The 14,284-nt window shown below is 52.9% G+C and carries 12 protein-coding genes; 9 read left to right on the plus strand and 3 right to left on the minus strand.

The features are described 5' to 3' along the window. The first annotated feature begins 19 nt into the window (after window positions 1-19). The 7 genes from FD744_RS22435 (at window position 20) to yejF (ending at window position 9,270) form a co-directional block, all read left to right on the plus strand. A complete protein-coding gene (locus FD744_RS22435) occupies window positions 20-727 on the plus strand; it encodes a phosphatase PAP2 family protein (RefSeq protein WP_034824968.1) in 708 nt (235 codons plus the stop codon). A 516-nt stretch (window positions 728-1,243) separates the two neighbouring features. Continuing rightward, window positions 1,244-1,819, plus strand: coding sequence for a bifunctional murein DD-endopeptidase/murein LD-carboxypeptidase (gene mepS / locus FD744_RS22440; protein ID WP_034824970.1), 576 nt, complete (start codon window positions 1,244-1,246; stop codon window positions 1,817-1,819). Between the two features lie 298 nt (window positions 1,820-2,117). Then, the gene (locus tag FD744_RS22445; RefSeq protein ID WP_034824972.1) at window positions 2,118-3,683 is read left to right on the plus strand and encodes a cyclic di-GMP phosphodiesterase; all 1,566 of its coding nucleotides are present in this window, start codon (window positions 2,118-2,120) and stop codon (window positions 3,681-3,683) included. A gap of 65 nt (window positions 3,684-3,748) precedes the next feature. After that, entirely contained in the window at window positions 3,749-5,557 is a 1,809-nt protein-coding gene (locus tag FD744_RS22450; RefSeq protein ID WP_160869484.1) for an extracellular solute-binding protein, read from the plus strand. Between the two features lie 10 nt (window positions 5,558-5,567). Next, window positions 5,568-6,659 carry a microcin C ABC transporter permease YejB gene (locus FD744_RS22455; RefSeq protein WP_034824974.1) on the plus strand — a complete coding sequence of 364 codons (1,092 nt, stop codon included), beginning with the start codon at window positions 5,568-5,570 and terminating at the stop codon, window positions 6,657-6,659. Continuing rightward, entirely contained in the window at window positions 6,659-7,684 is a 1,026-nt protein-coding gene (locus FD744_RS22460) for an ABC transporter permease (RefSeq protein WP_058961322.1), read from the plus strand. Before FD744_RS22455 ends, FD744_RS22460 begins: the two co-directional genes overlap by 1 nt. Beyond that, window positions 7,681-9,270, plus strand: coding sequence for a microcin C ABC transporter ATP-binding protein YejF (yejF, locus tag FD744_RS22465; RefSeq protein WP_160869486.1), 1,590 nt, complete (start codon window positions 7,681-7,683; stop codon window positions 9,268-9,270). The genes FD744_RS22460 and yejF overlap by 4 nt, the downstream gene beginning before the upstream one ends. On the opposite strand, the gene FD744_RS22470 is transcribed toward yejF, so the two are convergent. From FD744_RS22470 to rsuA, 3 genes are all read right to left on the minus strand, one after another. Next, window positions 9,264-9,590 (minus strand): hypothetical protein, encoded by a 327-nt coding sequence (locus tag FD744_RS22470; RefSeq protein WP_034824977.1) that lies wholly within the window; start codon window positions 9,588-9,590, stop codon window positions 9,264-9,266. The two genes, yejF and FD744_RS22470, sit on opposite strands and share 7 nt — an antisense overlap. Before the next feature lie 416 nt (window positions 9,591-10,006). Further along, entirely contained in the window at window positions 10,007-11,197 is a 1,191-nt protein-coding gene (locus FD744_RS22475) for a Bcr/CflA family multidrug efflux MFS transporter (RefSeq protein WP_160869488.1), read from the minus strand. A 12-nt stretch (window positions 11,198-11,209) separates the two neighbouring features. Beyond that, a complete protein-coding gene (rsuA, locus tag FD744_RS22480) occupies window positions 11,210-11,932 on the minus strand; it encodes a 16S rRNA pseudouridine(516) synthase RsuA (RefSeq protein ID WP_058961320.1) in 723 nt (240 codons plus the stop codon). Window positions 11,933-12,100: 168 nt separating this feature from the next. Between rsuA and FD744_RS22485 the strand changes: the two genes are divergently transcribed. Both FD744_RS22485 and rplY read left to right on the plus strand, forming a co-directional pair. Further along, window positions 12,101-13,855: a DEAD/DEAH box helicase gene (locus FD744_RS22485; protein WP_160869490.1), complete on the plus strand. Its 1,755-nt coding sequence runs from the start codon at window positions 12,101-12,103 to the stop codon at window positions 13,853-13,855. Between the two features lie 128 nt (window positions 13,856-13,983). Then, a complete protein-coding gene (gene rplY, locus FD744_RS22490) occupies window positions 13,984-14,268 on the plus strand; it encodes a 50S ribosomal protein L25 (protein WP_034824983.1) in 285 nt (94 codons plus the stop codon). The last annotated feature ends 16 nt before the right edge of the window (window positions 14,269-14,284 follow it).

Here is a 14,284-nt window from a genome sequence, read left to right on the forward strand (position 1 = left end):
CTTTTTGAGTCTATTTTTTATGCGCGCGTCTCGTTTAATCACCATCCTGCTGCTCAATGCACTGGGGATCATGCTGTTCTTTTCGTGGTACCTGCCGCCGGACCATGGCTTCTGGTTTGGTATCGACAAAGCCATCTTCTATAGCTTCAACGATCGGATGGTGGATCACCACGGCTTCGCTTTACTGGTGGCGATCACCAATTTCCGTGGTTTTGACGCGGTATCGCTGCTGGCGATGGGTCTGCTGTATCTCTGGTTCTGGCGTCGTGAAACGCCGCAAGGCCGCCGCCGTATGCTGGCCATTGGCATTACCATGCTGCTCACCGCCGTGGTGCTGAATCAACTGGGTCATTTGATCCCTGTGCAACACGCCAGCCCAACGCTGTTCTTTGATAACGTGCATCGCGTGAGTGAACTGACCGGGATTCCGGCGAAAGATGCTTCCAGCGATAGCTTCCCTGGCGATCACGGCATGATGTTGATTATTTTCGCCTGCTTTATGTGGCGTTATTTCGGCTTCCGCGCTTTCCTGGTCGGTTTGGTGATTGTGGTGGTGTTCGCTCTGCCGCGCGTGATGGCCGGTGCGCACTGGTTTACGGATATTGCCGTGGGATCGATGTCGGTGATTCTGGTGGGATTGAGCTGGTGTTTATTAACTCCGCTCAGTGACAAACTGGTGAATTGGCTCAATCGCGCCCTGCCGGGGAAATATAAGCCACGCACATAATTGTTAAGCGCGGATGACAATAAGCAGAAAAGTCGATCATCCGCGCTTATCGAATTCAGAAATACATTATTAGCAGGCTAACGTTTTTCTATTAAAAGAAAACATTATGATGCAAAACGCGTAACAATCGCCTTTTTCCTGGCTTGTCCAGCCAGAAGCCTCTCAAAATCAGCCCTAGCGCCGGAATTAGCCCCTGAAAACCCGCCTTATTGGCTATTAAATCGCTACCAATCGTTGATAAAGTAACCATTGTGTTACGGATTGATTTCACATCAATAAAAGCTATAAAAATTTATATAAAAGCACTCGCCACGCGGTCTGTAATCGGTTAACCTCAAACGCGATTACTTAGAGTGCAGCATAAAATTCGGTGCCTTATGCAACAAAAATGTGTTCATTAACACATTTTAGTAATTAAGGAATTGTCTTAAGCCTTAGCTCTTATTAATCTCAAACCCGTTTTGTCATCTGGCTGGCGACATTGTGTCGTAAGGACTTCAAAGGAACACACGTATAATGGTCAAGTCTCAACCAATACTGAGATACCTCAGGCGGATCCTTCCCGCAGTAGCATTAGCAACACTCTTATCGGCATGTAGTAGTACGCATAACGGTCAGAACGCGAATAACGAGAATCATGAAGTTAACAACCAGAATGGTTTTTTACTTCAAGCGTCTCAGGACGAATTTGAACAAATGGTGCAGAATGTGGACGTTAAGTCCCGCATCATGGAACAGTACAGTGACTGGAAAGGTGTTCGTTATCGCTTAGGCGGCGACACCAAACGCGGCATTGATTGTTCTGCTTTTGTTCAGCGCACCTTTCGCGAGCAGTTCGGTTTAGATTTACCCCGTTCAACGTCAGAACAGCAGGATACGGGCAAAGAGATTTCTCGCGGCAAACTGCGCCCGGGTGATTTAGTGCTGTTCCGTGCCGGTTCTACCGGACGACACGTTGGCATCTATCTGGGTAACGATAACTTCGTTCACGCGTCCACCAGCAGTGGTGTGATGATCTCCAGTTTAAACGACAGTTACTGGAAAACGCGTTACCGTGAAGCCCGTAGGGTTTTAGCTAAAAACCCTAGCTAACGTATCCTTTTGAAGATCCTCTCAGCCAGAGAATCAGAAAACGCTGCCCAGGCAGCGTTTTTTTTCGCCTGCCGTTTCTTAACGCAAATCCGATAGATAAAAAGTAATTGAGAATCAGAAATATAACGAGACTTTTCGCGCTTCCTCGTTATATTCTCGTTTGCTTACTGGCAGCAAATTGTTGCGTCTTCGTCGGCTGAAAAAACCCGCCCTGATGCAATGTTTTACGCCAGACACCAGCGAGCAGTAGTGCACGATTTACATAATAATAATGGCGCCATAAAGGGGAATGCACTCCATGCCACTGTCGGGGACGTTAAAACGTCATGCAACCTATTCGCGCCGTATCGCCTGGAGTAGTGCGATCATCGGCGGTGTGTTCTTTCTGTTGTTTGTCATCGTACTGCTGACGCTCACCTGGCAAAAACGCGTACAACAACATGAACAGTTGCTGATCCATAGCCGCGACGATCTACAACAGGTGATGTCGACCCTGGTGGATACCCTTTATCCATTGCAACAATACACCCAGCTTGAATGCAGTAGCGTCAGCCGCGAACTCACTTCACGTGCCGCCTTTGCCGGCAATATCCGCGCGATTTTGCTGGTACGTAACAGTAATGCCTATTGTTCATCTGCCACCGGCGCCTTTCTGCTGCCTGCGAATGATATTTCGCCACAATCGGAGCTGGAGCGCGATCGCGATTTACGCTTACTGGAAGGCACGCCCCTCTTGCCGACCAAACCGGCGCTGGCGTTGTGGATGAAGAATCCAGGCTCAGCTGAGACCGGCATTCTCGCCACCATGAATATCAGCCTGACGCCTTATCAGCTGCTGGCTTCTTATCATCCCGAAATCACCGGTATGGCGTTGGTGATTGGCGATAAAGCCCTGCTGAGTGGCAAGAATCAGGTGGTGAACATCCACGATTTACCACCAGCCTTGAAAGAAATGAGTTTTAAAGATAATGGCATGCGCTTCGTGCTGTACGGTACGACGCTGGCGCAACGCGATTATCATCTGATCCTGCTGACCGGCCTCCTCTCAGCCCTGTTTATGAGTGCGGGTAGCTGGCTGCTGCTGACGCTGTATCAGCGTCCTGGCAAAGAGATTATGCAGGGCATTAAACGTGGTCAGTTTCATGTTGAATATCAGCCCCTGGTCACCGCCCACGATGGGCAACCGTATGGCGTTGAAGCACTACTGCGCTGGACACATCCCACCGAGGGAATGATTCCCCCGGATGCCTTTATTAGCAACGCCGAAGCGCAAAATCTGATTATTCCCTTGACTCAGCATTTGTTTAAGCTGGTGGCACGCGATGCGAAGTTCCTCTGCCAGCAACTGCCGCGCGGCACGCGTATGAGCCTGAACCTTTCCCCTCTGCATCTCGCATCAGAAAGTTTTCGTCAGCATGTGCAGGAGTGGATTGCCGACATGCCAAAAGACCACTTCAACTATGTTTTTGAAATCACCGAACGCACCATGGTGGGCGAAAGAAATGCTGGCGAGATTTTTGCCTGGCTGCATGAGCAGGATATTAAAATTGCCATTGATGACTTCGGCACTGGCCACAGCGCATTGATCTATCTTGAACGCTATCCGTTTGATTACCTCAAAATCGATCGCGGTTTTGTACAGAGTATTGGTACCGAAACGGTGACCTCACCGGTACTGGACGCGGTATTGCTGCTGGCGAAGAAGCTCAATCTCAAAACCGTGGCAGAAGGCGTTGAAACCGGCGATCAGGCAGCGTGGCTGGTGAACCGTGGTGTGACACATCTGCAGGGATATTTATTCAGCCGCCCGCTGCGTCCGGAAAACCTGATCAGTTATTACCAACGTCAGGCAGCACTCGGTTAACGTCACGCTATCGTCACGAAACTGCTACCATTCAGTGCGGATTATTTAAGGAGAGCGCCCCACTTATGCTGCTGCGTCTTGTCACCGCGTTGTTGGTTTGTAGCGCCATCGCGCCACTGCATGCGGAAACCATCAATGAGAGTTATGCCTTTGCCAAGCTGGGCGAACCGAAGTATGTGGTGAATTTCACCCATTATGATTACGCGAATCCCGCTGCGCCTAAAGGCGGCAAGATGACCATCGCGGTGGTGGGCACTTACGATAACTTCAATCGCTTTGCTTCACGCGGTAATCCTGGCGTCGGCACCGATACGCTGTATGACGGGCTGTTCACCACCTCCGATGATGAGCCTGGCAGCTACTATCCCTTGATTGCTGAATCCGCCCGTTATCCCAGCGATTATCACTGGATGGAAGTGTCCATCAATCCGCATGCGCGTTTTCAGGACGGCAGCCCGATCACCGCCAAAGATGTTGCCTTCACCTTCCAGAAATTTCTGACCGAAGGGGTGCCACAATTTCGCGTGGCGTTTCGTGGGGTTGAAGTAAAAGCGCTCAACAATCTCACCGTGCGTATCGACATGCCGAAACCGGACAAGGATATGATCCTGAGCTGGTTAACGCTGCCGGTATTGCCGCAAGCCTTCTGGCAGAATAAAAAATTCAACGAGCCGATCGGCTATCCCCCGCTTTCCAGCGGCCCCTATCGCATCACGTCTTATAAGCCAGGTCAGTTCATTCAATACAGTCGGGTGAAAAACTACTGGGCGGCAAATCTGCCGGTCAATCGGGGACGTTTTAACTTTGATACGCTGCGCTACGATTACTATCTTGACGACAACGTCGCTTTCGAAGCCTTCAAAGCCGGCGCCTCCGATCTGCGCGAAGAGGGGTCGGCGAAGAAGTGGGCCACACAATACCGTGGGCGCAACTTTGATAGCCACGCCATCGTGAAATCGACCACGCCAAATACCGTCTCTACCGATACTCGCTGGCTGGCCTTTAACAATGAAAAACCGCTGTTCGCCGATCGTCGTGTGCGTGAGGCGCTGACGCTGGCATTTGATTTCGAGTGGATGAACAAAGCGCTGTTTTACGGGGCCTACAAACGCACTGACAGCTATTTCCAGAACACCGCTTATGCGGCCAAAGGCTACCCGAAAGCCGACCAGCTCATTCTGCTGGCACCGTACAAAGCGCAGTTGCCTGCTGAAGTATTCAACAACGAATACGCACCGCCGCGTTCAGAAGGTAGCGGCTTCGATCGTGGTAATCTGCTAAAAGCCATGACGCTGCTGAAAGAAGCGGGCTGGCAGATTAAAAATCAGCAGCTGGTGAACGATAAAACCGGTCAGCCCTTCCGCTTTGAACTGCTGATGCGCAGCGGCACGCAGAACGACTGGGCGCTGCCGTTCCAGCATAGCTTGCAGCGTCTGGGGATTCAGGTAGCGTTGCGGCAAATTGATAGCTCGCAGTATTTGCGCCGTTTGCGCGAAGGCGATTACGATATGATCCCCTCGCTTTACTACGCAATGCCTTCGCCTTCCACCAGCCTGCGTACCATTTGGCAGTCGCAATACATCGACTCCTCCTGGAACACCCCTCGGGTGAAAGATCCCATCGTGGACCATTTCGTGCAGGAGATCGTCGATCATCAGGGCGATGAAAAAGCGCTGCTACCGCTGGGTCAGGCGCTGGATCGTATTCTGTTATGGAATGCCTATATGATCCCGATGTGGTACAACGCCGAACAGAGGCTGGCATACTGGGATAAATTTTCCCGCCCTGAAATCAAACCCGCGTATGCAACCGGGTTAGAGAACTGGTGGTATGACGTGAACAAAGCCGCACAATTGCCGGCCGATAGACGCTGAGGAGAGCGGTTTGGGTTCCTATTTCCTGCGCAGGTTGCTGCTGATTATTCCCACACTGTGGGCGATCATCACCCTGAACTTTTTTATCGTGCAGATTGCGCCCGGTGGACCAGTGGATCAGGCGCTGGCAAATGCGCAATTTGGTCATAGCTCCGGTTTTTCTTCGGGTAGTGCTGGAGATGTCGGCGGTCGCGGTGCGCTGGCGCATGATAATCCGGGCGACAGCCAATATCGCGGCGCGCGTGGCCTTGATCCTGAGGTGATCGCCGAGATCAAACACCGCTACGGTTTTGATAAACCGCTGCTGCAGCGCTATGGCGAAATGCTGTGGAACTATATTCGTTTTGATTTTGGCGACAGTCTGTTCCGCAGCGCCTCGGTGCTGCAGCTGATCAAAGAGAGCTTGCCGGTTTCCATCAGCCTGGGCTTGTGGAGTACGTTGATCATTTATCTGGTCTCGATTCCGTTGGGGATTAAAAAGGCAGTGCGCAACGGCAGCGCTTTCGATATCTGGAGCAGTACCTTTATCATCATTGGATACTCCATCCCGGCCTTTCTCTTCGGCATCATGCTGATTGTGCTGTTTGCCGGGGGCAGCTATTTCGACTGGTTCCCGCTACGCGGTCTGACCTCGCCGCAGTTTGATACGCTGCCGTGGTACAGCAAGATTGGCGACTATCTCTGGCACATCACGCTGCCGGTTCTGGCCACGGTGATCGGCGGTTTTGCCACGCTCACTATGTTGACCAAAAACTCATTCCTCGATGAGATCCGCAAACAATATGTGGTCACCGCACGCGCCAAAGGGCTGGATGAAAAACGTATTTTGTACGGCCACGTATTTCGCAACGCCATGCTGCTGGTGATCGCCGGTTTCCCTGCCACCTTTATCAGCATGTTCTTTACCAGTTCGGTCTTGATTGAAGTGATGTTCTCTCTCAACGGACTCGGCTTGCTGGGTTACGATGCCACTATTCAGCGCGACTATCCGGTGATGTTTGGCACGCTGTATATCTTTACGCTGATTGGCTTGCTGATGAATATTCTCAGCGATCTGACCTATACGCTGGTCGATCCGCGCATCGATTTTGAGGGTCGCTAATGGGTTTATCACTAATCAACCAGCAGCGCTGGCAACGCTTTCGCCATAACCGTCGTGGTTACTGGTCGCTGTGGATTTTTCTGGTGATTTTTGTGCTTTCACTCGGTGCGGAGTTACTGGCCAATGACAAGCCACTGCTGGTGCACTATCAGCAACGCTGGTATATGCCGCTGTTGTTCAATTACAGCGAGAGTGATTTTGGCGGCGACTTTGCCACCCCGGCCGATTACCAGGACCCGTGGCTAAAACAGCGGATCGATCAGCAGGGATGGGCGCTGTGGGCACCGATTCGTTTCAGTGACAGCACCATTAATTTCGCCACCGATGTGCCCTTCCCTTCTCCGCCCTCGAAGCAGAACTGGCTGGGTACTGACGCTAATGGTGGTGATGTACTGGCGCGTTTACTGTACGGTACACGCATCTCGCTGCTGTTTGGTATCTTACTGACGCTGTTCTCCAGCGTGATCGGCATCGTGATCGGCGCCGTGCAGGGTTATTTTGGTGGTCGCGTTGATCTGGTTGGCCAGCGTCTGATTGAAGTGTGGTCTGGTATGCCATCGCTGTTTTTATTGATTCTGCTCTCCAGTGTGATTCAACCCGGCTTCTGGTGGCTATTGCTGGTCACCGTGGTGTTTGGCTGGATGAGCCTGGTGAGCGTGGTGCGGGCCGAGTTTCTGCGCACGCGTAACTTTGATTATGTGCGTGCGGCGCGCGCGCTCGGCGTGAGTGACGGACGCATTATGCTGCGTCACATGCTGCCGAACGCCATGGTGGCCACGCTGACCTTCCTGCCCTTTATTTTATGCGGTTCGATTACCACCCTGACCTCACTGGATTTCCTTGGCTTCGGCCTGCCGGTGGGTTCTCCTTCGCTGGGTGAACTGCTGTTACAGGGCAAAAACAACTTACAGGCGCCGTGGCTGGGACTTTCCGGCTTCTTCGCCCTCGCGCTGCTCCTCTCGCTGTTGATCTTTATCGGTGAAGCGGTACGTGATGCTTTTGATCCCAGCCGGGGGGTGAAATGAGCCTGTTAAGCGTCAATCATCTCGCCGTGGCCTTCAATCAGCGGCGCGTGGTGGAAGATATCTCTCTGCAGATTGAGGCCGGTGAAACTCTGGCGCTGGTCGGTGAATCCGGTTCAGGCAAAAGTGTCACCGCGCTCTCGATTATGCGCCTGCTGCCGCAACCACCTGTGACCTATCCGCAAGGTGAGATCCTATTCAATGGCCAAAGCATCTTGCAGGCCAGCGAACGCGAGATGCGCGGCCTGCGCGGCAACCAGATGGCGATGATTTTCCAGGAACCGATGGTGTCGCTCAACCCGCTGCACAACGTTGAGAAGCAGCTGTATGAAGTGCTGTCTCTGCATCGCGGGATGCGCAAAGAAGCGGCGCGCGGCGAAATTCTTAGCTGTCTCGATCGCGTTGGCATCCGCAATGCAGCATCACGCCTCGGCGATTTCCCGCATCAGCTGTCCGGCGGAGAGCGTCAGCGCGTGATGATTGCCATGGCGTTACTGACGCAACCAAAACTGCTGATTGCCGATGAGCCCACCACCGCGCTGGATGTCACGGTACAGGCACAGATTATGCGCTTGCTGCGGGAACTGCAGCGTGAACTGAATATGGGCATGCTATTCATCACCCACAACCTCAATATCGTCCGCCAGCTGGCGCATCGCGTTACGGTGATGCGCAATGGTCAGGAAGTGGAACACAACCTTTGCAAGCCACTGTTTAGCCAGCCACAGCATCCCTATACACGCGAATTACTCGCCGCAGAGCCGGATGGCCAACCGGTGCCGCTTATCGATACCCAACCGCTGCTGCAGGTCAAAAACCTGCACGTGGGCTTTCCGATTAAACGCGGATTGTTCAAACGCAGCGTGGCGGAAAAAACCGTGCTCAGCGATCTCAACTTCACACTGCGCCGGGGTGAAAGCCTTGGTTTGGTGGGGGAATCCGGTTCAGGCAAAAGCACCACCGGATTGGCGCTGCTGCGTTTGATTGCCGCGCGCGGTGAGATTTGGTTTGACGGTCAGCCGCTGCATAGCCTATCGCGTAAACAGCTTTTGCCGCTGCGTCCGCATATTCAGGTGGTGTTTCAGGATCCCAACTCATCACTCAATCCGCGCATGACGGTACAACAGGTGATTGCAGAAGGGCTGGCAGTACATCGCCCTGAATTAAGTGCCGCCGAGCAGGAAGCGAAAGTGATCGCCGTGATGCAGGAAGTGGGGCTGGATGCGGAAAGCCGTTCACGCTACCCCGCAGAGTTTTCCGGTGGTCAACGTCAGCGCATCGCCATTGCCAGAGCGCTGATTCTGGAGCCGCAATTAATCGTGCTGGATGAACCGACCTCTTCGCTGGATCGCTCAGTGCAGAAGCAAATTCTCACCCTGCTGCGCCGTTTACAGCAGCAGCACCAGTTAGCGTATCTGTTTATTAGCCATGATTTGCAGGTGGTGCGCGCACTCTGCCATCAGCTAATTGTGCTGCGCCAGGGTGAAGTGGTGGAACAGGGAGAATGCGAAGCGTTGTTTAACGCACCGGCCAGCGATTATACCCGTCAGCTTTTAGCCTCCGCACAGGGCGAATCGTTAACTCAGTGACCTTCAAAGGTCTCCGCGATGGCAACGCCTTGGTTTTTCAGGCAGCAGTTGGTAGTGCTTTCGTCGCCACGCTGAATCAGTAAACAGGGCTGCCCTTCACACAGGGCAATTTTGCATTCGACCTGAATCTGCGCCAGCGTCTCTTGCAGCTGGTGCAGAATTTCCAGCGCCGGATGGCCATCGTGGCTTAACAGACGCAGTGCGACGAGATCTTCATCGTGCACACCGTTGACCGCTTCCTGACGTTCAATTTCACCGACATGGTCGGCTGACCAACGATAATGTTGCGGTAAGCGATGCATAACCGAAAGTTGCAGCATAATTACAGTCCCCAGAGACGTTAACGCTTATTCACGACGACGGCGATTACGCAGTGAATCCCTACCTGGTAAACTCAGAATACGGACGTCAAGGTTTGCCTTCTCGTTTTAAACACAAAGCATGTAGCAAAGTTATTATTTGCGAGCTTTCTCGCATTTATGCCTATGTGTACCTTGTTCGGCGGCAGTTAACAATCATTTTAGACGCAATATAGTTACTTTTTTACACCTAAATTTTCACATTATGGAAACATTAAGCATAACGAATATGTGGGGATTCGCGAGTGAACGTGAAGAATTGATCGCATACGGCAAGAGGGAATGTGATAACGGCGCGGTTTTTTATTCGCGAATTCAATGGCTCTAAAAACCAGTGAACTCCGCGATCAACCGCGCCGTGAGAGGAAAGCGCAGATTTACGCGTGGCGTGGACGTGCGGCGTAGCTAAACAACACAATGGATACGGTTGCGCACAGGGCAATGGTCGCCACCATCGGCCAGGCGCTGTTAATACTCACCAGTGACAGCAATGCCCCCACCAGCGCACCCACGCCAAAGCGCAAAGTACCGGCCAGTGACGATGCGGTGCCCGCCATATGCGGAAACTCATCGAGAATCACCGCCATCGCGCTCGAAGAAACCGTCGAGACGCAGCCGATAAACATCGCCACGCCAAACACCAGCGACAGGAAACCTAAATCCAGCGCGCTAGCAATCAGCAGCCAGATGCCCATCGCAAACTGTATGATCAGTCCGATACGGAACATCGCCAAAGGCCCGAAGCGGCGTACCGCGCGGCTGTTGATCAGCGTCATGACAAACAGGAACACCACGTTAAGGCCAAAGTAGTAGCCAAAGTTTTGCGGTGAAACGTGATTCACTTCGATGTAAACAAAAGGCCCGGCGTTGAGGAAGGTAAACAATCCCGCAAAGGAGAAGCCGCTTGCCAGCATGTAGCTGAACGCACGTTTATGGCGCACCAGCGCAACGAAGTTACTCAGCGTAGTTCGCAAATGGAAGCGCTGCCGCTGTTCAGGCTTGAGCGTCTCGCGGATCTGCGTTACCACCAGTACGGTAGTGATCAATGCGGCCACAGCCAGCGTCCAGAAAATCGCGTGCCAGTTCCACAGCAGCAACAGCCAACCGCCGATAATGGGTGCCAGTAACGGAGCAATGGTGGTGACCAGCATGACAAACGACATCATGCGCGAGAAATCCTCTTTCGAATAACTGTCTCGCATCAGCGCGTTAATCACCACGCTGGCCGCTGCCGCCGACAAGCCGTGCAGGAAGCGCATAAAGATCAGTTGATCAATGGACTGCGACAAGGCACATGCCGCCGCGGCGCAGGCAAAGATCAGCGTGCCCAGCACAATCACCGGTTTACGTCCGTAGCTGTCCGCCAGCGGGCCATACACCAACTGCCCGATAGCAAACCCCAGAATGTAAAGGTTAAGCGTCATCTGCACGCTGCCTGCCGAAACGGCAAATTCGCGTGCGATTTGCGGCATTGCCGGCAAATACATATCAATGGAGAGCGGCATCAGCATCGCCAGCAATCCCAGAATCACGACCAACCCTACCGGTGAATTCTTTTCCTTACGCACCGCTTTCTCCCGCTATTTGCGTTTTTTCAGCTCTTCTGGCAGGCCGATGCTGTCGACCTCTTCTTCCGTGAGTTCACGGTATTCACCTTCAGCCAGGTCGTCATCCAGCACGATCTCGCCAATGCTTTCGCGATGCAGCGCGGACACATGATTACCCATCGCGGCAAACATGCGTTTGACCTGATGATAGCGGCCTTCCGTGATAGTTAAACGAGCGGCCTTTTCGTCGAGGATCTCCAGCACCGCCGGCTTGGTCAGTTCTTTCTCATTGTGCAGTTGAATCCCCGTCGCAAACTTCTCCACCAACGCAGGGTCAATCGGCTCTTCCACCTCAACCAGATAGGTTTTTTCGAGGTGATGGCGCGGAGAGGTAATACGGTGTGACCACTGACCATCGTCCGTCAGCAACACCAAACCGGTGGTATCGATATCCAGGCGGCCCGCCGCATGCAGCTTAAAGGCAGCCGGTTCTTCCATGAAGAACAACACGGTAGGATGATCGGGATCGTCAGTGGAGCAGACATAGCCCTGCGGCTTATTCAGCATGAAGTAGCGTGGACCGGTTTGCACCACCAGGGGGTTGCCGTCGTATTCGATTTCGTCATCTGGCAACACTTTGTAGCCCGCGTCGCGAACCACTTCGCCATTAATGGTGACTTTCCTGGCGCGGATTTCGCGGCCAGCGATAGCACGGCTGACTTCCAGCTGCTGGGATATGAATTTTTCGAGTCGCATGAATTCGCTTTTGCCTGTTACTACGGAGGGAACTGAAACGGCGTTTTTAAACCGTTAAAAAAGTGTGGGCAGTATAGCTTGATCCTTCGCCTGCTAACAGTACCGCGCCTGCGTTTCAGCTGTTTTCATGGCATAATGCGTGCCCGTTTGAAAAAAAAGTTTGCCCTGATGTCTTTCACCCTGCGCCCGTACCAGCAAGAGGCCGTTGACGCCACGCTCCAGCATTTTCGCCGCCACGATACGCCCGCCGTGATTGTGCTGCCGACGGGTGCCGGTAAAAGTCTGGTGATTGCTGAACTGGCGCGCATTGCCCGAGGCCGCGTGCTGGTGCTGGCGCATGTGAAAGAGTTGGTCGAGCAGAACCACAGCAAATATCAGGCGTATGGTCTTGAAGCCGATATTTTTGCCGCCGGTTTACAGCGCAAACAGAGCGAAAGCAAAGTGGTATTTGGCAGCGTGCAATCCGTGGCGCGCAATCTGGATCGCTTCGACAGCGCCTTTTCTCTGGTGATCGTCGATGAGTGCCACCGCATCAGCGACAACGAAGAGAGTCAGTATCAGCAGCTGTTCGCCCATCTGCGGCAGCATAATCCGCAACTGCGTCTGCTGGGGCTCACCGCGACGCCCTTTCGCCTCGGTAAAGGCTGGATTTATCAGTTTCACTATCACGGCATGGTACGCGGCGATCATCACGCGCTATTCCGTGACTGTATTTATGAATTGCCGCTGCGCTACATGATCAAGCACGGTTTCCTTGTGCCACCCGAACGGCTGGATATGCCGGTCGTACAGTACGATTTCAGCCGCCTGATCCCGCAAAATAACGGTTTATTCAGCGAAGCCGATCTCAATCGCGAATTAAAGCAGCAGAATCGCGTCACGCCGCACATCATCAGACAGATCGTGGAGTTCGCGGAGGATCGTCGTGGCGTGATGGTATTCGCCGCTACGGTAGAACATGCGCGTGAAATTCTGTCTCTGTTGCCGGAAAACAGTGCATTAGTCTCAGCGGAAACGGTGGTGAAAGAACGTGACCGCTTGATCAGCGAATTTAAAGCACAGCAGTTAAAGTTTCTGGTGAACGTGGCGGTACTGACCACCGGCTTTGATGCGCCGCATGTAGATCTTATCGCCATATTGCGCCCCACCGAATCGGTCAGTTTGTATCAACAGATTGTCGGGCGCGGCCTGCGTTTGTCACCAAACAAAACCGACTGCCTGATCCTCGATTATGCTGGCAATCCGCACGATCTCTTTACACCGGAAGTCGGCACGCCAAAAGGCGCCAGTGACAACCAGCCGGTGCAGGTGTTCTGCCCCGCCTGTGGTTTCGCCAATACCTTTTGGGGAAAAACCACCGAAGATGGCCACATCATTGAACATTTTGGTCGTCGCTGCCAGGGCGTGATGGAGGATGATGAGGGCAATCGTGAACAGTGCGACTATCGCTTCCGCTTTAAAAGTTGTCCCGACTGCGGTGCAGAAAACGATATTGCGGCTCGCCGCTGCCATCAGTGCGATCGTATTATGGTCGACCCTGATGATATGTTGAAAGCCGCGCTAAAACTTAAAGATGCACGTGTGCTGCGCTGCGGCGGTATGACGCTGGAGCAAGGGCGCGACGAGAAAGGCGAATGGCTAAAAGCGACCTACTTTGATGAAGATGGCACCAGCGTCAGTGAACGTTTTCGTCTGCAAACGCCTGCACAACGTAAAGCCTTCGAGCAGCTGTTTATGCGCCCACACCAGCGCGCACCCGGCGTGGAACTCGGTTGGCAAACTGCTGCGGATGTTATCGCTTTGCAGCCACTGCTGCGTCATCCCGATTTTGTGGTGGCTCGCGCGAAAGGTCATTTCTGGCAAATTCGCGAGAAGATGTTCGATTATCAGGGACGTTATCGACGCGCGAATGAGCTGCGTTAAGCGACGGAATCATTTGCCCGCGTCTTCTATTGCGGCTATAATGCCGCCCGCTTTTGCATCCGTAAAAGCGTATGAATAACCGTCTGTTGCTGGGTCGCCTGTAGCAGAAATGATTGAAGAGAAATCAAATGACCACTTTCAACGCTGAAGTACGTAAAGAGCAGGGTAAGGGTGCGAGCCGCCGTCTGCGTGTAGCAAATAAATTCCCAGCCATCATCTATGGCGGAAACGAAGCTCCAGTTGCTATCGAACTGGACCACGACGTTGTAATGAACCTGCAGGCTAAGCCTGAGTTCTACACCGACGTGCTGACCATCGTTGTTGATGGTAAAGAAGTTAAAGTTAAGGCTCAGGCGGTGCAGCGTCATCCGTTCAAGCCAAAACTGCACCACATCGACTTCGTTCGCGCTTAATCGCCAACGAGTTGAA

The sequence above is a fragment of the Pantoea sp. Taur genome (assembly GCF_009830025.1).
Taxonomy (GTDB): domain Bacteria; phylum Pseudomonadota; class Gammaproteobacteria; order Enterobacterales; family Enterobacteriaceae; genus Pantoea; species Pantoea communis.